Genomic DNA, 23687 nt, shown 5'->3' with positions numbered 1-23687 from the left:
TCTCACATTTGTGCTAAAGATGAGCTGTGCCCCTGTTGCCCTCGCCTTCATCTTTGCTGCGTCAGCTTCTGCTTTCGCCGCCCAGTTGCCGGGACTCCTCGGCGCTTCGGCGGGCAGTAGCGGGCAAAACCATTCTGATCACGGGGGCGTCGTTCGGCATCGGAGAAGCGGCGGCGTGGCTGCTGGCGAGGGCGGGGGCCGAAGTGCTGTTGCTGGCCCGCAGCGGCGACAAATTGGCAGAACTGGCGAGCGCCATCTGCGCTGCGGGTGGGCAGGCCAGGGCCTATCCGCTCGACCTCTCCAGGCCCGCTGACCTTGCCCCGGTGGTGGCGCAGGTTCAGGCGGCGCACCCGCGAATTGACGTGATCATCAGCAATGCGGGGCGCTCTATTCGGCGGCGGGTGCTGCAATCGGGCCAGAAGCAAGACTTGGAACGCCTGCTGGCCGTTAATTTTTCCGGCCCTGCGGCGCTGCTGCTGGCTCTGCTGCCGCGTATGGTGGCGCAGGGCGGCGGGCAGATCGTCAACGTGTCCAGCGTATCGGCTGGGCCGCCGCCGTTGCCGCGTTGGGGGGCCTATCAGGGCAGCAAGGCGGGTTTCGACCTGTGGGTCAGAAGTCTGGGTGCAGAGTTGAGAGCAAATTGCGATGATTCGCCAGAATCATTCGAGCAGAGCGAGCAGCAACAAGGACGAACTGGCGGCGATGGACGAACATCCGGTGCCTTTACGGATGTTCGGGAATCAGAGCCAGTTCGTCTGCGGGGACAGGGCGTGCGCGTGTGCAGCGTGTATCTGCCGCTGGTTCGCACCCGCATGATCGCCCCCACGCCCGCCTACCGATTTGCCCCCGCCCTCACCCCGCTAGAGGCTGCCGAAGCCGTGGCTTACGCGCTGGTTCACCCCACTGCCCAGCGGGTTGCGCCGTGGTGGATGAGGCTGCTGGAACTGGCCGCCCTGCTGCTGCCGGGGCCACTGGGCCGCCTCCTCAGCGGGCTGGAAACGCTGGAGGTCAGGCTGTCAGGGCGGCAAAAAGCATGATTCTGGGCGATATGCGGGCGGCAGTCTCGGCCCTTTCCGGCACCGGATTGTTGGGCACCCGTCCGGTGTGGGCGCTGGCCCAGTTGGGTGCGGCACTGGCCCAGGCTGGCCCCCCCTCGCTGTACACGCTGGCGGTGTGGGCGGCGCGGCGGCAACCGGGGGCGCTGGCCCTGATAGACGATGATGGCCCGACCACCTACCGCCAACTGGTGGCGCGGGCCGACGCCATCGCCGCGCATCTGGCAAGCCCACCCAAACGGGTGCAACGGGTGGGGCTGCTGTGCCGCAACCACCTGACTTTTGTGGCGACCCTGCTGGCCTGTGGCCGCCTCGGGCTGGATGTGGTGCTGCTGAATACCACCTTTGGCCCGGAGGAAGTGGCTGCCGTCTGCACCTCCGAGCGGCTGGAATTGGTCATATCCGACGATGCTTTGGCCGAGGGCCTGAGCCTGAACAGTGTGATTCTGTGGCCCGTTTCGTCTCTGGCTGGCTCAGCGAAACAGGTTTCAATCCGGCGTCACTCCAGCAGAGGTAGCCTTTCCATCCTGACTTCCGGCAGCACGGGTACGCCCAAAACAGTGCAGCGCAGGGCCAATCCAGCGGCGTTGCTGCCCACCCTGACCGCGCTTTTGGGGCAATTGCCGTTGCGGGCCGGTGCGCCCACGTTGCTGACCCTGCCACTGTTTCACGGGCACGGGCTGGCGACCCTCTGTGTCAGTTTGCTACTTGGTGCGCCGCTGCATGTGTCAGCACGTGGTACACCTGAAGCGTACTGGCGCTGTTTGGCACAGCACAACATAGAAGTGTTGGTGCTGGTTCCCACGATTCTCCACCGCCTCCTGAAGGGGCCAGAAGGAGTTGCCCTACCTGCGCTGCAAGCCATCATCTGCGGCTCTGCACCTCTGCCGGAGGCATTGGCCGACCAGGCCCTGAAGACCTTTGGCCCTGTGCTGTACAACCTCTACGGCTCCAGCGAAGCGGGCTTGATTTCGCTGGCGACGCCTCTGCACCTGCTGGCGGCTCCGGGCACGGTGGGGCGCGTGCTGCCGGGGGTGGCGGTACAGATCAGGGCGGGAGAGGTGCGGGTGCGCTCTGGCCTCACGCCCGCGCGGGAATGGTTCGGCACGGGCGATCTGGGCACGCTGGGCGCGGCTGGGTTGCTGTTTTTGGCGGGCCGCACCGATGATCTGCTGATCTGCGGGGGTGAAAATGTGTCTCCAGAGCAGATCGAAGCCCGGATAGCGCGGCTGCCCTACATCTCCGAATGCGCGGTGGTGGGCGTCCCAGACGCGGAATACGGCCAAGGGCTGCACGCCTTTATCGTGCTGAAGCCGGAAGCGGCCCCCGCCGACCTCCAGCGCGATCTGGCCCGGTTGCTGCCGCGCACGCTGCGGCCCAGGCGCATCACGTTGCTGGCGGCCCTGCCCAGAAACGCGGTGGGCAAGCTGATGCGCGGGCGGCTGCAACAGCCCGTCTCAGGCGCTGAGAGCAGGAAACTTCTGGCTGATGGAGCAGAGCGGGCGATACAGGGCTAAAGAGTGCCACCCCTAGTGGTGATCCCCTCTGTCACGACGGGAGAGGAGATCACCAAGAGAAAACGCCGGATCAGGGCAAGCTGCTCAGAAATGCCGCCTGGTTTCGGTAGAACGCCGTGACATCCTGAGTGGTAAGAAGACCCGTGATGTCGAGGTGGTCGTAACCGCTGAGTTTGCCCAGTCTGTACCACTGCCCCGGCGTCATGGTCTGTCCGGTGTACTGGGTGCTGGTTTCGCCTAGGGGCGCGTCCATCATCCGCGTCGGAGTGAGACCGTCATTTTCCCACCAACTGGAGTTGTAGGTGACGAGGCCTTCTGGGCTTGTGCCGAAGACGTTGCCGAGTCCGGGGGTCAGGGGGCGCGGAAACGGATAGGCCGTAGCGATCATGACCGGATTCATGCTTGGGATGGGGTAATGCCAACCGGTCAGCAGTCCGGCGTAAGAAGCGCTGGTTTGCCAACTGCTGTAGATGGTGCGCTTGCTGCGTCCTATCAAAGAATTGAGCCGAGCCGAGCCATCAGGAGACAGGTCATAAGCGGCCTGATCACGGCTGGCCCAGACGGGCGAATTGAAGACCCGATTCTGATAAGACTGGAAACTCTTTGTGGGCAAGCGCTTGAGGCCCCATTGTTCCAGATCGAAGTTGTAAATGAAGTTGTCTCCGAGGGTGCCGACACCGGATGCCAAGGCGAGGATCATGTTTTTGAACATAGGAATCATGACCTGTAAGTTGTCGGCGGCGGGGCTGCCCGAGTTGGGGGAACTGATGGACATGACTCCCTTGACCCACCCGCTGCGGCCACCGGTATACAGATTGCCGTTCTGACTGTTGGCCGGACTGCCATCGTCTAGCAGTTTGATCAGCAGGCGAGAGGTTGGACCGCCCATGCTGTGTCCAATCAAATTGATGGGTTTTTGGGCGCTCCATTCTGGATAGAAGCCCGGATAGCATTTGTTGGCCGCTGTGCGGGCATGTCCATGTTCGGCGCTGTGGGCTGCTCCGTAATCGACGCAGCCGCCTTTGATCTGGGCATACAACTCGGCGGCCCGGTCCCAGTTGCTGCTGATGGGGCCGACGGAAGCGGTAAAGACCTGATAGCCCTGTGCGCGTAAATCCTCCTGAATGTCTTTGACGCCGCCCCAGTAGTGCAGGCCCAGCAATTCATCCCGGCCAAATCCAGCCAGCCCGTGGACCAGCACGATAGGAATGCTCTTGTTGAGAGCCTGAGAATGGAGCCTGCCCCCATCAGGTTGGGTGGTCCTCAGGTCTGTGACGGGCGGCAAAATACCCGGCTTGGCAGGCTTGTTTTGCTGGCTATTTAACCAGGCCTGCCGCTGCTCCAGCGTGGTGGTGGTGGCCTGTGCCAGAGCGTCTGTCCTGTCCAGCCCGCCATATTGTCCGGTTTCCTGGACTGGAGGCTGACCGCAAGCAGAGAGCAGCAGGGCAGTGCTCAAAAAAGGGAAGAGAGCGAGCTTGACATGAAATTTTTTCATAGTGAACCCCTGAGTCAGGCAGACTCGGTTGCGCTCCTTCTCTCGAAGTAGCAAGTTAGTTTGTTGAACTAAGTAAAGTTTTTCACACTTTATGAGAAGAATGCTTGAACCGAGTACAATATTTTGAACATAAGCCTTTCAAACGCCAACCGCTTCGGCTCAATTCCAGTCAAGCTCACGCCGCCCGCTGCCATTTGCGCGAAAATGCGCCCATGCCTCTGCAGCTCCCATTTTCTTCTGAGATTCAGTCATGACCCTGCCTGCCCTACAGCCCCAGACGATGGCTGAACGCATCCTGTCGATGCGCGGCGGCAAAACCGTGTACGCCGGAGATCTGGCCGTCGTTGAGGTGGATCAGGTGATGGTCGTGGATTCTATCGCCCAGAGCTTTATCGAGCGCATGGAACGCGACCTGGCCGCCGTGCCCAAATACCCTGAGCGCGTCTCTATCGTCATTGACCATGTGGCCCCGGCTTCCACGGTCAGCGTGGCGCAGGCCCAGAAAGAAGCCCGCGAATACGCCGCCGCCACGGGCGTGCAGCTCTTTGATGTGGGGCGCGGCATCTGCCATCAGGTGCTGATGGAGGAAGGTTTGGCCCGCCCCGGCTGGATCGTGCTGGGGTCTGATAGCCACTCCACGACTTACGGCGCGGTGGCGGCTTTCGGCACGGGCATGGGCGCAACCGACATTGCGCTGGCCGCCGCGAGTGGAAAAACGTGGCTGCGTGTACCCGAAAGCGTCAAAGTCACCTTTACGGGCCAACTTCAACCCGGCGTGAGTGCCAAGGACGCCGCGCTGGAGATGATTCGCGTGCTGGGCGCAGATGGAGCCACCTACCAGAGTGTAGAAATGCACGCCGGAGACCGGTTTACACGCGGCGAACGCATGACGCTGGCAAACCTGTGTGTCGAGGCGGGCGCAAAAGCTGGTCTGGTCGTGCCGGGGGGCGAAATCCTCACCGATTACGGCTACGACATCCCCGAATGGGTCTACCCGCAACCCGGAGCCAACTACGTGCGTGAGGTGGTGCTGGATCTCGATGCCCTGCGCCCCCGCATGAGTGCCCCCAACGAGGTAGACAACGTACACGACGTGGCCGCCCTGAGTGCCGAACTGCGCGGAATGCATGTGGATCAGGTGTTTATCGGCACCTGCACCAATGGCCGCATCGAGGATCTGCGCGAGGCTGCCGCCGTCCTGAAGGGCCGCAGGGTCGCCCCCGGCACCCGCCTGCTGATCATTCCGGCCAGCAGTCAGGTCATGGAACAGGCGATGGAAGACGGCACACTGCTGACCCTGCAACGGGCGGGCGCGGCGCTGGGCACCCCCGGCTGTGGCCCCTGCATGGGCCGCCATCAGGGCGTGTTGGCTCCTGGTGAGGTCTGTGTGTCTACCAGCAACCGCAACTTTATCGGGCGCATGGGCGACAAGGATGCCAGGGTGTATCTGGCAAGTCCGGCGGTGGCCGCAGCTACAGCAGTCATGGGCCGAATCGCCTTGCCGGAAGATGTGTTGGCCGTGGCGGGCGTTTGAAGAATCAAACTGCCTTTATAGCTGACAGCAACTTCATTCCATGTCTTCAATTGCTGGCTGAAGTTGGCGAAGTTGAGCTAAGTACATCGTCGTTAATCTTTAGATTAACCGAGCGGAGCGAGTATCGAAGAAAGTACGTTGCACTGGGAATGGAGCGGTTCCAGTGCTGTTCTGGAAACGCGCAATGTTAAGTGCAGCGTACTTAGATGCTGGGGTTCAATCCGCCTTCGAGGGTGGCCTGATCGGCACAGAAGAAGACCATTGGTATGAACTGCCTGTGGGCAAACTCGTCGTGGCTGTCAAGCGGGACGAAATTGGCTCTGGCTTGATTTGGTTCCGTGTCCAAGCGCCTCACGGATTTACGCGGGCGGTTGATGTGGTTCTCCATACTTGCTGGAACTACCGCCTGAACAGATAAGGCCCGTTTTCATTCTTCAGAGCTTTGCTCAAACACAGTAAGGATACTTATGCCCAGAATCTGGAAATTTGGTGACAGCGTCAATACAGATGACATCTTGCCCGGTAAATTCGCTCCCTTTATGGCAGGCGAGGATGTCTTTCAAACCTTCGCCTTTCATTATATTCGGCCTGAATTTGCCGCAGAAGTTCGGCCCGGTGATCTCCTGATCGGGGGCAAAAACTGGGGCCTCGGCAGCAGCCGCGAATATGCCCCCGCCGCCCTGAAAAAGTTGCAGGTGGGCGGCATTATCGCCCCCAGTTTTGCCCGTATTCATTACCGCAACCTGTTGAATCTGGGCATCCCCGCCTTTGAAGCCGACCTGACGGGCAGCCTGAACGACGGCGACGAAGTGTCGCTGGACATTGCTACGGGTCGCCTGACACGCGGCTCAGACGTATTCCAGTTGCCGCCCGCCCCCGAATTCCTGCGCGAAGCCTTGGCAGAAGGGAGCATTTTGGCCTTTTTCAAGAAGCATGGACGCTTTCCGGGGGAACGCAATCCGGGGGAGTAAAGGTATGCAGATCACGGGATAGCTGACCCGAACGTTTTGGTATAGCCTCTCTGCCCGCGCATAGCTCATTTTTATGAGCCGAAAATTAAGACTTCATGATCTATGTGGTGCTGACTTGAGGTTCAGTCACGCCGGGTGGTTCCTTATAGTTTTACAGATGAATCCAGCTTCCTCCCAGCTTTCGGCATTCGATTCTCAGCCTGAGAGAAAGGGTCGCCCTGGAGTTTTTGGCCGTGCTCAGGGGCATCTCGCTGCACTTGGGGCCGCCCTGTTGTTGGGACTGGCAGGTCAGGCAGCAGCCGTTACTCTGGTGCCGAGCGCGGCCTACACAGTGACTGGGGCCTCAGTCAGAGACGCAGCGTGGTTTCCAGACGGTGCCCGTGCTGTGGTAGCTGCCGATAGCGCCGTCATGATCCTGGATACACAGGCCAAAGTGCAGCGGCAATGGCTGGCCTTCGACCGCCCTGTGACCGACGTGGCCGTGAGTCCGGATGGTCAATTTGTGGCGGCCCGCACCCGTGCAGAGGTGGTCATCTGGAGGGCTTCCGACGGACGCGAGATGCAGCGCAAGTCGTTGGAAGGGGGACAGGATCTGGGTTTTACAGCCACGGGCGAGGTGCTGATTCTGGGGAAAACACTGAAGGCACTGAATATTCAAACGGGTCGCCAGCGCCTGATTCTGGATGAGGAGCAGGCACCCGCAGAACTGCACGTCTCGGCCAACGGCACGCGGGCAGTCCTGATCTGGGAGGCGTCGGCGCAACTCGTGACCACTGCCGCGCCTTCCAAGCCCCTCGTGGAGCGTGAACTGGATGAATCCGAGAGCGTGAGGCAGGTGGAGTTCAGTCCGGACGGCAAAACGGCAGTGGTGCTGACCGATGTTTCTTTTGTGCTGACAGAAGGCGCGGAGCCGGTCGAACTGCCCGAAGACGTGGAGAAGTACGGGGTAATCACCCTCCCGGACAATGAAACCGTGCTCTATATGGACAGTGGAGTGGCGCAGAGCTACAGCCTGACCACTGGCGAGGCTGTGGGCGAAGAAATACCGGTAGATATTGAAGGTCAGGTCAGGGCGGGCGGCCAGAATCTGCTGGTCAGCTACGGTGAGTCGGAGAAAGTGCAGTTGCTGGACGCCAAGAGTTTTGCGGTCAGGGCCAGCCTGACGCCCTTTTCCAGCAACGTGACGATCGGCGGATTTCTGCCCACTGGACAGGTGTTGGCCGGGGTCAGTGAGGCCAGACAACTGAGCGCCGCCGGAGCCAGAGCCGTGCCCAATCTGCCCGGAGAGTTGCGCCTGCTGAAAATGGCAGGCGGCAATCTGTGGGGCAGTACCTCCAGCAGTGTGGGAATCATCAACAATGGGCGATACACCAAGTTGGCCGACCTGCCCAAAGACCGGGGCGGCAGGGCACTGGAACTGAATGCAGCAGGCACGTTTGCAGTTTCGACCAGTTATCCGGGCCTGTCGGTCATCAGCCTGGCAACTGGCAAGATCACCAAGGCGTTGAGTGCCGAGCAGTTGAAGATGGAAGACGTTCACGAGGCCATTCCGACGCCGGACGGCAAGGCTCTGATCCTGATTCCCCATACGGGTGACGTGGTGCGCTACGACCTCTCGACAGGCAGGCAAACGACGGCCTATACAGTCGCCAAAGGCGACGAACCCCTCAGGCTCGCCATGAGTGCAGGCGGCACATTGATCGTTACGCTCACCAATGACACCGAAGACCGGATTGCCCTGATCAAGCCCGGCAGTACCAAAGCCTTCAAAACGGTGCCTGTCCCCGGCTATATCGAGGCCGTTGCGCTGAGTCCAGATGGAAAAACGCTGGCCGTGAGCCTCTCCAGTGCCCCTCAGGGCGTGTTGCTGATCGACATCGCCACAGGCAACGTCGTGGCGCGGGGGCCGCGTCTATCGCTGGGGACGCCAGTGTTGGCCTGGTCGGCCAGTGGCAAACAACTGCTGATCGGTGCGGGCGTGTACGGGCGTGAGGGCAGCGTCAATGTCCTCGATCTGCGCTGAGTTTGCGCTGAGCAGGCGCAACAGAGTAACCACCGGGCCAGGCGTCAAGGCAGACGTGCCCCGGTCCTCTTTCCGGTGCGCTGTGGTTCCTGCTTTACACTGAGCCTTATCATGGCAACATTGGAAGTGGAATGCCCCGTATGCGAAGAAATTCTGGAACTTGACGATCAAGACCGCGCCCAGTTGGAGGTGGGCGACGTGATCGTGTGCGATTCGTGCAACGCAGAGATGGAAGTGACGCGCAACGGTGAAGGTGAAGATTTTGAACTGGAACTGTTGGGTGTGCTGACCACCTGCCCAAATTGCGGCGAGGAATTTGACGTGACAGAGGACATGCTGGCTGCCGCGCCCGTGGTGGAGGGTGTAGACGGTGAGGTGGTGAGCATCGTGGACTGCCCGCACTGCCGCGCCCGCATCGAACTGGCGTTCGAGAGCGACGAGCCGGAAGATACTTCAGCGGTCTAGAACGTCGTTCATTCAGCCACCTGATCCCGTACGGCACAGTGAAGGTGCCTTCTTAACAAGGCGTATTTTCTTCGGTCCTGCGCTCTGCTCCGCCGCTGTGACCAGTTCGCCGCTCTGCGAGGGGCTTTGCCCAGTTCATTCGGAGACGAACTGGATCTTCTCAAGTGGTCTAGGCAACATCGTTTGAAAAGCTTAGGCTGCGCTAACCTAGCATCCGTAAGGAGATAGACATGGCTACCATTCAATTTGAAAACCCGGAAACGGGCGCGATCATAGAACTGACCAACCCAGAACTGGGTGAACTCGTGATAGACGATGAAACGGGCGTGGAGTACGAAGTGGTCTCGGTCGATCCTCCCCGGCTGGAGCAGGCCCCGCAGGAAGCCGAGGACTGGGGCGAATGAACTGTGGGCGTCGGTGTGGCCCCTGAATTGGCCGCTACCGACGCCCTGTGTTGAAATGCAGGTCCCAAACGCTGTCCTTGGAAACGGTCACGCGCAGGTTGGAGGGAAGGTCCCCAGTGGGCATCCCTGGCCGAATGCAGCGTGGCCGCTTTGCTGTGCTGAGCATCCCAGTGTGATGCCAGATATTGCTGATGTTGGAGGATTCCCATGGCCGATCTCGCCATTATCTATGACCGTATTCGCCCCGACGAAAAAATGTTGTTTGAAGCGCTCGACGGCCTTGGCGTGGCCTATGACAAGGTCTATGCGCCCCAACTCACGGTCACGTTCGATGAGGCAGGCCGCGCCGCTGTGCCCTGGAAAGTGGCGCTGGAACGCTGCGTTTCTCAGTCTCGTGGACATGCCGTCACGCGGGCGCTGGAGGGCCTCGGCGTGCGCGTGGTCAACCCCAGCCACGTAATAGAACTGTGCGGCGACAAACTGGCGACCAATGCGCGATTGGCTGCGGCGGGCCTGCCCACACCGCGCACCGCTGTAGCTTTCGATGGAGAAGCTGCCCTGCAATTGATTGAGCGGATGGGCTACCCCGTGGTCATCAAGCCCACTGTCGGCTCCTGGGGCCGGATGGTCAGCCGGATCAACGACCGCGACGCCGCCGAAGCGATCATTGAGCACAAGGAAGTGCTGGGTGGGCCGCAGCATCAGGTCTTTTATATTCAGGAACTGATCCGCAAGCCCGAGCGCGATATCCGGGCTTTCGTGGTGGGCGGCCAGTGCATCGGCGCGATCTACCGCACCAGTGAACATTGGATCACCAATACGGCACGCGGCGCGAAAGCCAGCAACTGTCCCGTTACACCTGAAATAGAGGAACTGGCGCTTCAAGCTGCCGCCGCCGTACACGGCGAAATCGTGGCTATTGATCTCGTCGAAGACCCAGAGCGCGGCCTGCTGGTCATCGAGATCAACCACACGATGGAATTCAAGAATTCAGTGTCCACCACGGGCGTCAACATCCCGCGCCTGATGGGTGAATACGCGCTGGGTCTGATCGGCTGAAGCAGGTGGGAGTGGGTTAATCAGTGCCTTCGTCAGAATAACTGCACCAGAATCAAGGCTTCTGGCACAGTCATTTCCCCAGAGGCGGGGCCAGATTCACTTGTTCCAGTCGGTCTAAAGCAGAGCATTTTCCTGACAACACTTCAAGAAAGCTGAGCGTCGGTTTCCTCTTTCGGAGAGCCGGCGCTTTTGCTCTATACCCCCCCAATAGGCCATCTAGCTGACACTTGACGAAACGATACCGTCGGGTTCAAGATACCTTCTTATGAATAAGACAGTTGCAAGCTTGAAACTATGACAGATACCGAACCACTCGCTAACGCTCCCAACTCAGGTCATTCAGATCCGGACACCCTGGAGATATCGGCAGAAAACCGCGCCGCCGCCGTACAACTGGGTCAGGCCATGAAACGGTTGCACCGCCATATCAGCAGCCGGGTGATGACTGGAATGCAAGACGAGTTGCAGGAACGCGATCTGAGCTTTACGCAGATGGCCGCTCTACACCAACTCCGGGCGCTCAGTCCGCTCACAGTCACGCAGCTTTCGGAACGTGCCCGCCTGAGCGTGCCAGCAGCCAGCCACCTCGTCGAACGCCTGGTGCAGCGCGGGCTGGCCGGACGGCAGGAGAATCCTGAAAACCGCCGTGAAAAGCTGGTGGCCCTGACCGACGATGGCCGCGATGTGCTGACCCGTATGGACGCCGGATTTGTGGACGCTTACATCTCAGTTTTCGCCACCCTGTCTGCCGAGTCTATTCATACCGCTGACCGCGCCATTCGCACCTTGCTGGATCAGCTTGACCTGAACGATCCGGCCTTCTGTTCTGTCCATTCACCCCATTCATCCCCGGAGAACCCATGACCGCACCTGCACAACCCGGCGCACCCGAAGGCCGTATCGATTACGCCAAGACGCTGGATCTACCCACCAAACGCCTGATTCTGATCGGCGTCTTGCTGGGCCTGTTTCTGAGTGCCCTTGACCAGACCATCGTGTCTACGGCCATGCCCAAGATCGCGCAGCAGCTCAACGGCTTTAGCCTGTATTCCTGGGTCACGACCGCCTACCTGCTGACCAACACGGCGCTGGTGCCCATTTACGGCAAGCTGTCGGACCTGTACGGGCGCAAGCCCATTCTGATGCTGGGTATCGTGATCTTCCTGATCGGCAGCGCACTGTGCGGACTGGCAGGCGAGCCGTTCTTCGGCAACCTGTTCGGCGGCGGCATGATGCAGCTCGTGGTGTTCCGTGGCCTGCAGGGCGTGGGCGCGGCGGCTCTCGGCTCGGTGGCCTTTGCCATCATTGCCGACCTGTTTGAGCCGATTGACCGTCCCCGCTACCAGGGCTTGTTCGGAGCCGTCTTCGGCCTCAGCAGCGTCATCGGGCCACTGTTGGGCGGATTCCTCACCGATCAGGTCAGCTGGCGCTGGGTCTTTTACGTCAATCTGCCCATCGGCCTGATCGCTCTGGCCTTTATCTTCACCAAAATGCCGCGCCTTGCCAGCGGATTGCAGGCCAAAGTCGACTGGTTCGGCGCGTTCCTGATCCTGCTGTTTACTGTGCCGTTGCTGCTGGCCCTGACATGGGGCGCAGACGGCACCTACGCCGCGTCGGGCGGCTGGACCAGCCCCACGCTACTGGCTATGTTCGGCCTCAGCATCGCTTCCCTGATCGGCTTCCTGTTTGTGGAAAGCCGTCACCCCAGTCCCATCCTGCCGCTGACCCTGTTCCAGAATCCCACCTTTGCGTGGGGAGCCATCGCCCGATTCATGATCGGCGCAGGCTTCCTCGGAGCCATTCTGTTCCTGAGCCTTTATCTGGTGCAGGTGCAGGGTGTGAGTGCTACCAAAGCCGGAACTGCCACCATTCCCCTTACCGTGGGCCTGATTTTCGGCGCAGTGGGCAGCGGGCAGCTTGCCAGCCGCGTCGGGCGCTACAAATTCCTGATGCTGATCGGCTTGATGACCTCGGCGCTGGGCTTCTTCGTGCTGTCCACCCTGAACGCCGATTCCTCGTATGGCAGCGTTATTTTCCGCATGGTGCTGCTGGGCCTCGGTCTCGGCCCCGCCCTGCCTCTCTACACTACCGCCGTTCAGTTGGCCGTCAAGCCCTGGGAAATCGGCGTGGCGACCAGCGCCGGACAGTTCTTTCAGCAGATGGGCAGCACCATCGGCACGGCCATCTTCGGCGCAGTGCTGACCGCTGGCCTGACCGCCAATCTGTCCACGCAATTTGCGGTGCAGGCTCAGGCCAACACCGGGAATGTGGCCGCCCAACTGACCACCATTGGCAACGCCATCAAGAGCGGCACCGGGGGCACCGGCAACCGGAACGCCGTTCCGCAGACCACGGAGCAGATCAAGGCCAGCTTTGCCGCGCTGCGGACCAACGTCACCAAAGCCATCGAAACGGGCGACGCAGCCGCGATCAAGGCGATTCAGGCGAATGCCAGCCTGCCCGCCGAAGCCAAAGCGCAGTTTGCCAACGTCCCCGCAGGCGGCGTGCCCGCACAGGCCCGCCCCGCTGCCCTGGCCGGAGCCTTGAGCGGCATCGATGACGGCGAGAAGATCGCCCTTGCCAGCGCCCGCGTACAGAAGGTGGCTTTTGCAGACACCATTTCCACGATCTACCGCTACGCCATCGGGGTGGCGCTGGTGGCCTTCCTCGCCACACTGATGATGCCCAATCTCATGATTCCCCGGCGTCCCAAGGGCGAGAAAGCCGCGCCAGTACATGTGGAAGTCTGAGAGTTACAGCGTGGTTCGTGGAAGCTAGAACGTAGAACAAAGATAACCATCTGCAATTGACGCAGTGGGGGAGAGGCCAGCAAGACGGCCTTTTCCCCACTGCTTTCTACACCTCACCTAGAGCAACCCCCCGCTGCTGCCTTTGCGTCCAGCGTACACTTGTAGCATGACGCAACCCTCTGCCGAGCCTGCCGCCGCTTCCGAATCCGTGACCAACACTGCTCCTGTGGCCGATATCGGCGTGATCGGCCTCGCGGTGATGGGTGAAAACCTGATTCTGAATATGGCAAGTAAAGGTTTTACGGTGGCGGCCTTCAACCGCACGGTCAGCAAGGTCGCGGCCTTCACAGGTGGGCGGGCCAAAGGGCTGACCATCGTGGGCGCAGACTCGCTGGAGGGCTTCGTGGCGCTGCTCAAGCGGCCCCGCAAGGTCATGCTGATGGTGAAGGCGGGGGCGGCAGTCGATGAGTTCATCAGCCACGTCAAACCCCTGCTCGAACCCGGCGACATCATCATCGACGGCGGCAACAGCCACCCCGCCGACTCCACACGGCGCACCAAAGAACTGGCCGCCGAGGGGCTACTGTTTATCGGCACCGGTGTTTCGGGCGGCGAGGAAGGCGCTCTGACCGGCCCCAGCATCATGCCGGGCGGCAACCCTCTGGCCTGGGAAGCCGTCAAGCCCATTTTTCAGGGCATCGCGGCGCGGGTTGATGACGGCACGCCCTGTTGCGACTGGGTGGGCGAGGAAGGCGCGGGTCACTTCGTGAAGATGGTTCACAACGGCATCGAGTACGCCGACATGCAGATGATTGCCGAAAGCTACCACCTGCTGCGCGACGTGGCGGGCCTGAGCGCTCCCCAGATTGCCGACGTGTTTGCCGAGTGGAACCGGGGCGAGCTTAACTCCTACCTGATCGAGATCACCGCCGACATTCTGACCAAGACCGATGACAAGACCGGGCAGCCCCTTGTAGACGTGATTCTGGACGCCGCCGGGCAGAAAGGCACAGGCAAATGGACCAGCGTGGCCGCGCTGGACGCCGGAAGCCCCGCCGCCACCATCACCGAAGCCGTGTACGCCCGCGCCATGAGCGCCCTGAAAGAGGAGCGCATGGCCGCCAGCCACTTCCTGAAAGGCCCGGAAATCACGCCGCCCGCCGATCAGGCCGCCTTTGTCGAGGGCGTGCGCCAGGCGCTCTACGCTTCCAAAATCGCCGCCTATGCACAGGGCTTTCAGTTGCTGCGGCTGTCGGCTCAGGATGCGGGCTGGACGCTGGATTTCGGGGCCATTGCGCTGATGTGGCGCGGCGGTTGCATCATCCGTGCCCAGTTCCTGGACCGCATCAAGGAAGCCTACGACGCCCAGCGCGACCTGCCTAACCTGCTGCTGGCCCCCTACTTTCAGGACGCGGTGCAGGGCGTGCAGACCGCGTGGCGTCAGACGATTGCCACCGCCGCCGTCAACGGCATTCCCACGCCTGCTTTTGCCAGTGCGCTGGCCTACTACGACGGCTACCGCACCGCCCGCCTGCCCGCCAACATCCTTCAGGCCCAGCGCGACTACTTCGGGGCGCACACCTACGAGCGCACCGACGGCCCACGCGGAGAATTTCATCACACTAACTGGACCGGGCGCGGCGGGGAGACAGCGAGCAGCACGTACAACGTCTAAACACCGTCAGTGGTGAGTGGTGAGTAGGAAAAACACGGAGTGTGGATCGTGGATCGTGGAGAAGGCTAAACCACGTTCTGCGATCCACGTTCCTTTCACGCTCTAGACTTCCCCTATGACTCCCCAGCCTGTGAACCTTGCTGCCGCTTTTGCCAGTTTTGATGGAGTTTATGCTCCGCGTGTGGCCGCCGAACTCAATGGGCAGATGGTCAAACTCGCCAGGATTCAGGGCCGATTTGTGATGCATTCTCATCCTCACGAGGACGAATTGTTTCTGGTGCAGCGCGGCGAACTGCTGATGCACTTTGAAGATGGTCCCACCCGTACCATCCGCGAGGGGGAATTTATTGTTGTGCCGCGTGGCGTGCGGCATTGCCCCGACGCCCACGAAGAATGCTGGGTTTTGTTGTTCGAGCCTGCCAGCACCCTGAACACGGGCGACGTAGGCGGCGAACTCACTCGCGACGCCGTACCCTTGGCGATTTCTACGGATGAGGCCCAGCTTTGACCCGCGCTCTGTACTACGAAGACGGCACGCGCCTGACCTTTGAATCTGTCGTGCAGGAGGTCAGCGGCTCCGAAATCGCGCTGGAGGCTACCGCTTTTTATCCCGAGGGAGGCGGGCAAAATGGGGATGCGGGCCGCCTGAGCTGGGCAGAAGAGACGGCAACCGTGCTGGACACCCGCAAGGACAAGGCCACCGGGCTGATCTGGCACAGGTTGGAAGGCACGTTGCCCCCGGTGGGCACACAGGTTTCGGGCGAGGTCGATGCGGCGCGGCGCTGGCGGCAGATGCAGCGGCACAGCGGCGAGCATCTGCTGGCGCAGGCCTTCAAGCGGGTCAGTCCGGCCTTCAGTGTGGCAGCGGTGGGCATGCGCAACCCCGAATGCACGCTGGATCTGGAAGGCGACCCGGCAGAAATTCATGTGCAGGCCGCCGAAACCCTGCTGCGCGAAACTCTGGGCCGCACCGACCTGACGCTGGAAACCCCCACCGTTTCCGAAGACGATCTGCACCTCTACGCCCCGCGCCGAGAAACCAAGGTGCGGGGGCAGGTGCGGCTGGTCATTTTCCGGGATGAGGCGGGAGATGCCTTTGATGTGAGCGCGTGCGGCGGCCTGCATGTGCCGCGTGCCAGCCTCGCCGCGCCCGTGGTGATTCTGCGTACCGAACGCATTCGCGCTGGCCTGACACGGGTGGTCTTCATGGCCGGAGAAGAAGCGGGTGAATATCTGACCCGCGTGTACCGCGACGCCCGCGCTCTGGCTCAGGGCTTCAGCGTGCCCGTAGACCGTCTGCCCGAGCGGGTGGCCGCCCTGAATACCGAACGCGACGCGCTGAAAGCCGAAGCCGCCGCGTTGCGAGAAGCGTTGGCCGCAACATTGGTGGGGGCCGCGCCTGTAGAAATCGTGAACGGCTTACCTGTGCGCTGCGTCACGCTGGATGATCTGGCCTTGCTGCTGCCCACGCTCAATGCCGTGCCTGTGGGTGAAGTGCTTCTGGCCCTCGCTCCGGGTGGGCGCTGCGGAATGGCGACCCCCCGTGAGGAGGTGAATGCGGGGGTGGTTCTGGGAACAGTCCTGAGGGCCACAGGTGGCAAGGGCGGCGGCAAACCGGCCATCGCTCAGGGCACCACGCCCCAGCCAGACGGGTTTTTTGCGGCGGTCAAAGACGCTTTGTCGGTTCTGATCTTCCAGCCAGTTCCCGAATCTCAACCAGAGGCCCACCTGGAGTACGCGCACGCATTCGACAGCTCCGCTGCTCCAGCTTCAGGCCCAGACAAAACAGAGATTGTCAAAGCAGAGATTGTCAGCATGCTGAAGCCCACGCCTTCAAACGAGGCTTAGAAAGATCCCATAAAAGTGTGATCCACACGCCGCTTTTCCCACTGACCACTACCCACTCACCACTTACGGTTTTACAGCCACCGCCCGCAACCGGCGGTAATCGGCCACCCACTCGGCCCCGTTCCACAATTTCGGGCGGGCGTAGGCTTCCGCCTCGGCCAGCACTGCGGCCCGGTCTGCGGCACTCAGCGGGGCCAGCCATGCGCCGCCAAAGCCCTCCAGCCACGCACGGAATCCGTCCTCACCTTTCAGCACGCTGGGACGGGTAAACCAGTGGGTGCGCTCTACCCTCAGGCCCGCCGATTCCAGCAAGGTGGCGAGTTGCCCCGTGCTGGGAAAAATCCACGGGTGCGGCGCTTCTGGCAGGCCAAGCGTATGGGTGGCGTGATTCACAGCGTCGATTACCGTTTGTACGTTGCCCGCGCCGCCCATCTCCAGCACCAGCCGTCCACCGGGTTTCAGGGCGTCGGCCATCCGCGCAAATACGGTGTCCAGCGGCTTCATCCAGTGCAGTGCGGCATTGCTGAACACGGCGTCGAATTCGGCCTGATAGGCCAGTGCATGGGCGTCCACGACCTCAAAAGTCACGTCTTTATAGGCCGCATTCGCTCCGGCGATCATCTCTGGGCTGGCATCCAAGCCCACCACCTCCGCACCTGACTGGGCAATGCGGGCCGTCAGTTCGCCTGTGCCGCAGCCCAGATCCAGAATGCGCTCGCCTGCTTGTGGCTCCAGCCAGCTTCCGGCCAGGTCTGCACTGGATTCAAAGACGAAGGCATGACGGGCGCGGTAATGCTCGGCGTTCCAGGCGGCAGCGTCAATAGGTTGGGGTTCGTGGGTCATGGTGACTCCTGTCAGGCACAGTGGTTTGGTAACAACAAAAATCCCTCTCCAGCTCAGGAGAGGGGGCGAACATCGGCAGGGTGACCTTACCCGGCGGTGGCCCCACAGCAAAGAAGTTGGTCAGCAATGGTCATGGCGTCAGCCTAACATGTGAAGGCAGCAGCAGCAGACAACGCACCGTTTTGAATGTGTACGGCCCCGAATCTGCACGCCCCTCTGTACTGGGTGTACACCCGCCCTTATGTTTCCACCCATCCCGCGTCTATGCTCCACTGTCATGATCAATTTCCCGCACTGATCCGCGTGAAGTGCAACAGGTTTCCCGTTCAGCTCTTTCCTGCCATCTGGAGGTCTTATGAAACGTGTTTCTTCGTTGCTGGCGCTGTCTCTTGCCCTGACGTTGTCTTCTGCCCTGGCCGGAAGCCTGACCGTCATGCAAACCTCTACGCTCAACGATGCCGCTGCACAGGACGCCGCGTGGTTCAGGGACGGAAAACGGGTCGCCATTGCCGTAGAAAATACGGTGGTCATTGCCGATGCGACCGGCAAAACATTGACCACCCTGCGCGGCCCCACCGAGCCGGTGCAGCGCCTCAGCATCAGCCCGGACGGGACACTGGTGGCCGGGCGTTCGGACGGTGTGCTGTACGTGTGGCGCGTGTCGGGCGGGGCAGTGGTAAGACGCTGGCCGCCTGTGGGAGACACCAGAGCTTTCCCGGTGGTGCGCGGCGCTTTCCGGGCCGACAATTCCCTGTTGCTGCTGCAAAATGATCAGGATGCGCCCCTGCTGGTACTGAATCCGGCCACCGGAGCCACCACCCAACTGGCCGAAGTCGGCCCCGAAGACCTGATCACTTCCTCAGACGGCAAAACGGCTCTGGTCGTGGATTACGGCAACGCCTTCATGGTGGATACGGCCACCTTCCAGAAGAAAGGCCCAGCCGCGACCTACACCAAGATCGGCAATGCGGCGCTGAGTCCGGACGGGACACTGGGGGCCATTGCAGGCGACAGCGGCAAGGTGCAGATTCTGAGTGCGGCTGCCCCCGCCCGAACCCTGTCGACCAGCCTCAAGGTGCCGGGAATCGCCTTTCTGAACAGTGCCACGCTGCTGCTGATAGAAGGCGGCAATCTGGAGCAACTGGCAATCGGCACCGGCCAGAAGATCGGCAGCGTCCTGAAATCTCCACTGCTGGAAAATGCACTGACCGTGTCGGCGGGCGGCGTGGCTATCGGGCTGGCCGATGATTATCCCCCGAGTGTGTTTGGAATCGCCAGACCCTCAGGGAGCAGTTTTCTGCGCTTCCCGGCCAGCAAAGCGCAGGGCGTGGGACTGGACGGAGCGCAGCCCATTGCGGTGCAGTACGACGAAGCTTTTGTGCTGGGCAGCGGCACCCTGGTCAATGCCAACCGCGCTGTGGATTCTGGCCGCACCTCCGTTCCCGTATTGACCTCGGCAGCGGGCGTCACGGTGGCCCTGCTGGACAGCGAGGACGGCTTTGAAGTGGGTCTGGTGCAGGGCGGCAAAGTAGTGCCCGGCCCAGCGCTCACCGACTTCAAGGAAAATCTTAAATATTTTCAACTCAGTTCCAACGGCAAATACCTGCTGACCCATGACGGCTCCACGCTGGCCGTCACCGATCTGGCCCGCAATGCCACGGCCACCCACAGCGCCGATGATCTGGATTTTGGAGACGATCTGTTCGACCTGGCAGCAGTCAATGCGGACGGCAGTGAACTTGCCATCGTGACCGCTGATGGATATGCCCTGCGTGTCGATAGCCGAACCGATCGGATTACGACCACCGCGCAATTGCCCGAGGGCGTAGAGGCAGGACTGCTCGACATCGCCCCAGACGGCACGATTGCCCTTGCCGTGCGCCGCGACGATCAGGCGGAAGTGTGGCTCTTCAAGAAAAATGCCACCACGCCTTTCAAAGAACTTCAGTACTCCGGCTGGGTCGATGATCTGCTGTTCAGTCCAGACGGCAGATCGCTGGCCCTCAGTGTCAGTGGCGACTATTCGGGAGTGACCGTGCTTGACCCTGACAGCGGCGCAGAACTGGCCCGCAGCGTGCCCCTGAGCATGTACGCAGGGGGCCTCGCCTGGAACGCAGATGGGACACGAGTTCTGGTCGGGCGCGGCGTTAACGGCAAAGTCGGCAGCGTGACGCTCCTGAACTTCAAGCGCTGAATCGGACAGCTGTCAGAGAGGAATCAGGGCGCAGAGCTCTGCGCCCTGATTCCTCTCACAGAATTTTAAAAACCTTACCTTTGACCGCTCGCCACTTTTATGGCGACAAGGCTTTTTTACTCGCCACTTCCAGAACGTTTATTTTGCTGCCTGCTCAAGTGCCCGCAGATGTTCGATACGGTTTGCCGTTCCTGGATGACTTTGCAGCAGATCCTCTATTCGGTTGCCGCTCTGAACGCTGCTCTCGTCGGCTTTGGCGTCCTTGTTTTCTAGGCGGGCCAGGATGTCGCGCAGGGGTCTGGTGGTGCGGTATTTTTCCAGCATAAAGGCTCCGGCCACCTCATCTGCCTGCGTCTCTGCGGCCCGTGAATAGCCGCGTTGAAGCAGGGCGGCAGGTGCGGCGGCGGCAAAGGTTCCGGCGCTGACCAGATCGCCCGTGACCACTGTGGTCAGCAGCGTCAGCCCAAGTGCCTGATACACGCCCGCCAGCCCGTGCCTGTGCGTGACATGGCCGGATTCGTGCGCCAGTACGCCCAACAGTTCCCGGTCGCTGCGGGCCAGTGCCACCAGTTGATCGGTCATGACCACCGTGCCCCCCGGCAACGCAAATGCATTTGCCCCCAGTGAAAAGCCGCCAAAGCTGCCGTTGCCATCGTCTTCCGGTTCGCCGTCCCGCAGGAGCAGGCGGTAGGAGTACGCGCCGCCTGCCCAGCCCACCACCTGCCGGAACCCGCGCTGCAACTCGGCCTGCCGCGCTGCACTCAGTTTGGACGGCCCCAGATAGGGCGGTTTATCCAACAGGTCTACGGTTTCGCGGTCAAAGGTGGTCAGCACTCTACTCGGAGTGGCCGCCGCCGCGCCGCGTGCGATGGCAGGCAGCCCGAACGCGATGAAACCCCACACGAACGCTCCCATCAGGCCCAGTGCCGCGAACGTGAGGCCCCAGCTTCCCTCCAGTTGCCGCACACCGCCCAGCATGCGGTCGCTCAGTGGCCGGGTGCGGCGGGCGCGGCGTTCTATGGCCCGAATCGCCGCATCGTCTTCTGTTTCAAAGCGGGTGCGGTCAGGGAATTTCAGTACCCGGCGCACGCCCGGCAGCGGCGGATCGATGCTGACCCGCGCCAACGGCCAGCGGGCTTCGGTGCCGCCGGAAACGCCATCCGCACTGGTTTGCACGGTCACCTGATCGCCCTGTACGGTCAGCCGGGCGGCGCGGTCACGGCTGCTGCGGCCATCAAAATAGATGCCCTCCACTTCCACAGTGCTCAGGCTTTCGCCGCTCTTACCGTTCATCAGAAGCCCAACTGGATGTCGAGAAGTTCGGTGGCGGCCTCACCCAGGGCGTTCTCGTTCAGCGTCACGTCGGCGGCAAAATCATCAAGGCTGGCAATCGCCAGAACCTGGATGCCCTCCATGATGTATCGGGTGCGGCGCACGGCGGCCCAGGGCGTTGCCAGTCCAAGCGTGATCACCTGCACGGCGGCATTGCTGAGGCCGATCCAGGCCAGCATCCAGGGGCTGAAAGTGGCGCGGGTCCGTACCACCCCGCCGAGTTCGGTGCTGTTCAGCACCAGCTTGAGCGTTGCGCCCCGGATGTACTGCCATGCCAGTGAATAGGCCGCCAGAAAAGCCAGATACAGCACCGCGATTCCGGCCATAGCTCCCAGGAAGCCAGCGTCCCGGCTCCCCGAAAAAGGGTCATCGGAGGTGAGCAGCGCAAACCCCGTAATCACGGGCACGGCCAGCACGATCCCGGCCCCGATCACCATTCCCAGTGCCGTGAGGCCAATGATGTAAAAGTTGCCGATGTCTCCCCGAAAAGTGGCGCGGGCGCGACCATAGGCGGCGTTCTCGACCTGATAGCGCCGCTGCATGAACCACGCCCAGGGCAGCGCCAAACTGCTCGAGATGACCGCTGCGACGTTGGCGACCCCGTAGGCCACATACGCGCCCCCCGCCTGCCCGTGAAAGCGGAAATTCAGCCCCCGGTGCGTGGTGCTGGCCGCCAGAAAGCGCAGCGATTTCATGACCAGCCACGGATACAGGGCCACGAAACTGACCGCGATAATGCCCGCCACCCATTCCCAGCCCTGAAACTGAATATTGGTCGCCAGCGTGTAGACACCGAAAAACGCTGCCACGATCAGGTACCCGCGCAACAGGGCGACTGGGTTGGCGGTGTATTCAAAATTCTGGCCGTCGACCCAGGTGTGTCCGTAAAAATATTGCCGCGTCCTGACCCGCGCCCAGGGTAAGTACAGCCCCAACGTCACGATGCTCAGCGCCGTATTGACGATCCACAGCCGGAAAAATTCGCCTGCCGTACCTGTAAAGCGCATGGGGTAGGCACTGATGGTCGGCGTGGCCTGAAGGGCCGGAAGCTGGGAATCTGGCCCCGACTTGGTCAGTGTCAGGGGTAATGCATCCGCCTGACGTTCCGGCGGCATTGAGGAAAAAGAGGGGTCGGGCATACGGTCAGTCTAGAGGGTGAGGGCACCTGGGCCTGTCAGGTTTGCGGTGAGAGAAGGGCAAAAAAATGAGGATGCACCAGCTTTCGGCGCACCCCACAGAGGATTAATTTTTTGAAGTCTGACCCGTTCCAGCGTGCCGAATTACCAGCGGTTGCCCCCGCCCCGGCTGTCGCTCTGGCCGCCCATCGGTGCGGGCGCAGCCACCGTCACGACCACATTTTTGGCCTGCGGGCCTTTGCTGCCCTGCCCGGCCTCCACCTCAAACTCGACTTCATCGCCTTCGTTCAGTTTGCGAAACCCGCCGCTCTGAATGGCGCTGTAGTGGACGAACACGTCGGGATTGCCGGAATGCTCGATAAATCCGTACCCTTTCTCGACGTTGAACCATTTCACTCGACCCTGAGCCATAACTCTCCTTACATCTCTACGGATCTGCCTCCCAGCCACTGGCCCTCTGGGTCAGCGCCGACGAATGGGGCAAGGTTTGAGACAATGTGCAGTATCGCATAGAGCCTGCACCGACTGTCCAGAGAATGCGGGAAGTATGAAAGCAATTTGGGTCTTTCTGACAACGATTGGCAAAATGGAGATGTGCTGGCTCCTCTGATTAGGCAGGCAGGATTTGATCTGGATTGCCCCGGTTTCTCGTGCACTCTCTGGGTTGTCATCCTGTGAAGCTGGCGAACTGCATGACAGGTGACCCATAGACCTCTTCCGCTCTGGCTGCTCTACGCTGAACCGGGTCCATTCTGAGCAGCTCAATTCCAGTGAGACGCATTCCTGTCAGAGGCCGATCTTGCGAATGGGGCGGCGGCTCATGCGTATACTCCAACCATGACGGCGGCGCACGATAACTTTTCAACAGTCAATTCCGCCATCCTCGGTGCGGGCGGCGTGGTGTTCGATTCCCTGGGGCGCGTGCTGTTGGTACGCTACCTGGGAAGCGGCGCATGGGCTTTTCCCAAGGGTCACGTCGAGCCAGGCGAGACGCTGGAACAAACCGCCGTGCGCGAGGTTCAGGAGGAAACGGGCATCCGCGCCAGCGTCGTTGCGCCGCTCCGGGCAACCCATTACACCAACGACCGGGGCGAGGCCCGCCAGATCCACTGGTTCAGAATGCAGGTAGAGGCCGCAGTCACCACCCTGGAGGACATTTTCGCAGAGGGCGGATTTGTCGACCCTGTGCAGGCCCTCACCCAACTTTCCTATCCCGAAGATCAACAGCTTCTGCGTGCTGCACTTGCCCAGTTGGACGGAGCACAGGTAGACGAATAGCTGCGGACTCTGTCCAGTTCCTGAAGTCCGTATTGCCGTACTGTTTTTCTCCGCTCTGCTCTAACCGAATCCTAGGATCAACAGGATTCAACCAGAACCTATCCCAGC

The 23687-nt window shown here is 61.3% G+C and carries 20 protein-coding genes; 15 read left to right on the top strand and 5 right to left on the bottom strand.

Going from position 1 to position 23687, the window contains the following annotated elements:
• Positions 1 to 53 precede the first annotated feature (53 nt).
• The gene (locus tag F561_RS0100200) at positions 54 to 1037 is read left to right on the top strand and encodes an SDR family NAD(P)-dependent oxidoreductase (RefSeq protein WP_019007916.1); all 984 of its coding nucleotides are present in this window, start codon (positions 54 to 56) and stop codon (positions 1035 to 1037) included.
• Positions 1034 to 2572, top strand: coding sequence for a class I adenylate-forming enzyme family protein (locus F561_RS0100195; RefSeq protein ID WP_019007915.1), 1539 nt, complete (start codon positions 1034 to 1036; stop codon positions 2570 to 2572). Before F561_RS0100200 ends, F561_RS0100195 begins: the two co-directional genes overlap by 4 nt.
• Positions 2573 to 2642: 70 nt before the next feature.
• Here the strand turns inward: F561_RS0100195 and F561_RS0100190 are convergent, their stop codons facing one another.
• Positions 2643 to 4067, bottom strand: coding sequence for an esterase/lipase family protein (locus F561_RS0100190; RefSeq protein WP_019007914.1), 1425 nt, complete (start codon positions 4065 to 4067; stop codon positions 2643 to 2645).
• 250 nt (positions 4068 to 4317) lie between these two features.
• Here F561_RS0100190 and F561_RS0100185 point away from each other — a divergent pair, with 250 nt between their 5' ends.
• From F561_RS0100185 to F561_RS0100130, 11 genes are all read left to right on the top strand, one after another.
• Positions 4318 to 5601 carry a 3-isopropylmalate dehydratase large subunit gene (locus F561_RS0100185; protein WP_019007913.1) on the top strand — a complete coding sequence of 428 codons (1284 nt, stop codon included), beginning with the start codon at positions 4318 to 4320 and terminating at the stop codon, positions 5599 to 5601.
• A 467-nt stretch (positions 5602 to 6068) separates the two neighbouring features.
• Positions 6069 to 6572: a LeuD/DmdB family oxidoreductase small subunit gene (locus F561_RS0100175; protein ID WP_019007911.1), complete on the top strand. Its 504-nt coding sequence runs from the start codon at positions 6069 to 6071 to the stop codon at positions 6570 to 6572.
• Between the two features lie 157 nt (positions 6573 to 6729).
• Positions 6730 to 8595, top strand: a complete 1866-nt coding sequence (locus tag F561_RS0100170) for a PD40 domain-containing protein (protein WP_169389467.1) — start codon at positions 6730 to 6732, stop codon at positions 8593 to 8595.
• A 111-nt stretch (positions 8596 to 8706) separates the two neighbouring features.
• Positions 8707 to 9060, top strand: a complete 354-nt coding sequence (locus tag F561_RS0100165; RefSeq protein ID WP_019007909.1) for a hypothetical protein — start codon at positions 8707 to 8709, stop codon at positions 9058 to 9060.
• 230 nt (positions 9061 to 9290) lie between these two features.
• On the top strand, positions 9291 to 9464 hold the full coding sequence (gene lysW, locus F561_RS0100160; RefSeq protein ID WP_019007908.1) for a lysine biosynthesis protein LysW: 174 nt from the start codon (positions 9291 to 9293) through the stop codon (positions 9462 to 9464).
• A 207-nt stretch (positions 9465 to 9671) separates the two neighbouring features.
• Positions 9672 to 10523: a lysine biosynthesis protein LysX gene (lysX, locus tag F561_RS0100155; RefSeq protein ID WP_019007907.1), complete on the top strand. Its 852-nt coding sequence runs from the start codon at positions 9672 to 9674 to the stop codon at positions 10521 to 10523.
• 294 nt (positions 10524 to 10817) lie between these two features.
• Positions 10818 to 11387 carry a MarR family winged helix-turn-helix transcriptional regulator gene (locus F561_RS24385; protein ID WP_019007906.1) on the top strand — a complete coding sequence of 190 codons (570 nt, stop codon included), beginning with the start codon at positions 10818 to 10820 and terminating at the stop codon, positions 11385 to 11387.
• Positions 11384 to 13273 (top strand): MDR family MFS transporter, encoded by a 1890-nt coding sequence (locus F561_RS0100145; RefSeq protein ID WP_019007905.1) that lies wholly within the window; start codon positions 11384 to 11386, stop codon positions 13271 to 13273. Before F561_RS24385 ends, F561_RS0100145 begins: the two co-directional genes overlap by 4 nt.
• A 166-nt stretch (positions 13274 to 13439) precedes the next feature.
• Positions 13440 to 14948: a decarboxylating NADP(+)-dependent phosphogluconate dehydrogenase gene (gene gnd / locus F561_RS0100140; RefSeq protein WP_019007904.1), complete on the top strand. Its 1509-nt coding sequence runs from the start codon at positions 13440 to 13442 to the stop codon at positions 14946 to 14948.
• Positions 14949 to 15063: 115 nt separating this feature from the next.
• Positions 15064 to 15456: a cupin domain-containing protein gene (locus F561_RS0100135; RefSeq protein ID WP_019007903.1), complete on the top strand. Its 393-nt coding sequence runs from the start codon at positions 15064 to 15066 to the stop codon at positions 15454 to 15456.
• Positions 15453 to 16796, top strand: coding sequence for an alanyl-tRNA editing protein (locus tag F561_RS0100130; RefSeq protein WP_019007902.1), 1344 nt, complete (start codon positions 15453 to 15455; stop codon positions 16794 to 16796). The genes F561_RS0100135 and F561_RS0100130 overlap by 4 nt, the downstream gene beginning before the upstream one ends.
• 63 nt (positions 16797 to 16859) lie before the next feature.
• Here F561_RS0100130 and F561_RS0100125 read toward each other — a convergent pair whose 3' ends face one another.
• Positions 16860 to 17639, bottom strand: a complete 780-nt coding sequence (locus F561_RS0100125; protein ID WP_019007901.1) for a class I SAM-dependent methyltransferase — start codon at positions 17637 to 17639, stop codon at positions 16860 to 16862.
• A 355-nt stretch (positions 17640 to 17994) separates the two neighbouring features.
• Here F561_RS0100125 and F561_RS0100120 point away from each other — a divergent pair, with 355 nt between their 5' ends.
• Positions 17995 to 19833: a WD40 repeat domain-containing protein gene (locus F561_RS0100120; RefSeq protein WP_019007900.1), complete on the top strand. Its 1839-nt coding sequence runs from the start codon at positions 17995 to 17997 to the stop codon at positions 19831 to 19833.
• 138 nt (positions 19834 to 19971) lie between these two features.
• Here F561_RS0100120 and F561_RS24380 read toward each other — a convergent pair whose 3' ends face one another.
• The 3 genes from F561_RS24380 to F561_RS0100105 all read right to left on the bottom strand — a co-directional run bounded on the left by F561_RS24380 (position 19972) and on the right by F561_RS0100105 (position 22712).
• Complete coding sequence (locus F561_RS24380) at positions 19972 to 21126, bottom strand: M48 family metallopeptidase (RefSeq protein WP_019007899.1); 1155 nt, start codon at positions 21124 to 21126, stop codon at positions 19972 to 19974.
• On the bottom strand, positions 21126 to 22304 hold the full coding sequence (locus F561_RS0100110) for a YjgN family protein (protein ID WP_245556392.1): 1179 nt from the start codon (positions 22302 to 22304) through the stop codon (positions 21126 to 21128). Before F561_RS0100110 ends, F561_RS24380 begins: the two co-directional genes overlap by 1 nt.
• A 141-nt stretch (positions 22305 to 22445) precedes the next feature.
• Positions 22446 to 22712, bottom strand: coding sequence for a cold-shock protein (locus tag F561_RS0100105; protein WP_019007897.1), 267 nt, complete (start codon positions 22710 to 22712; stop codon positions 22446 to 22448).
• Positions 22713 to 23138: 426 nt separating this feature from the next.
• Between F561_RS0100105 and F561_RS0100100 the strand changes: the two genes are divergently transcribed.
• Positions 23139 to 23579 (top strand): NUDIX hydrolase, encoded by a 441-nt coding sequence (locus tag F561_RS0100100; protein ID WP_019007896.1) that lies wholly within the window; start codon positions 23139 to 23141, stop codon positions 23577 to 23579.
• Positions 23580 to 23687 lie beyond the last annotated feature (108 nt).

Origin of the sequence: Deinococcus aquatilis DSM 23025, from assembly GCF_000378445.1 — a bacterium.
Taxonomy (GTDB): Bacteria; Deinococcota; Deinococci; order Deinococcales; family Deinococcaceae; genus Deinococcus; species Deinococcus aquatilis.
Note: the sequence above shows the minus strand (reverse complement) of the source record. Positions and strands in the feature narration are given on the sequence as shown.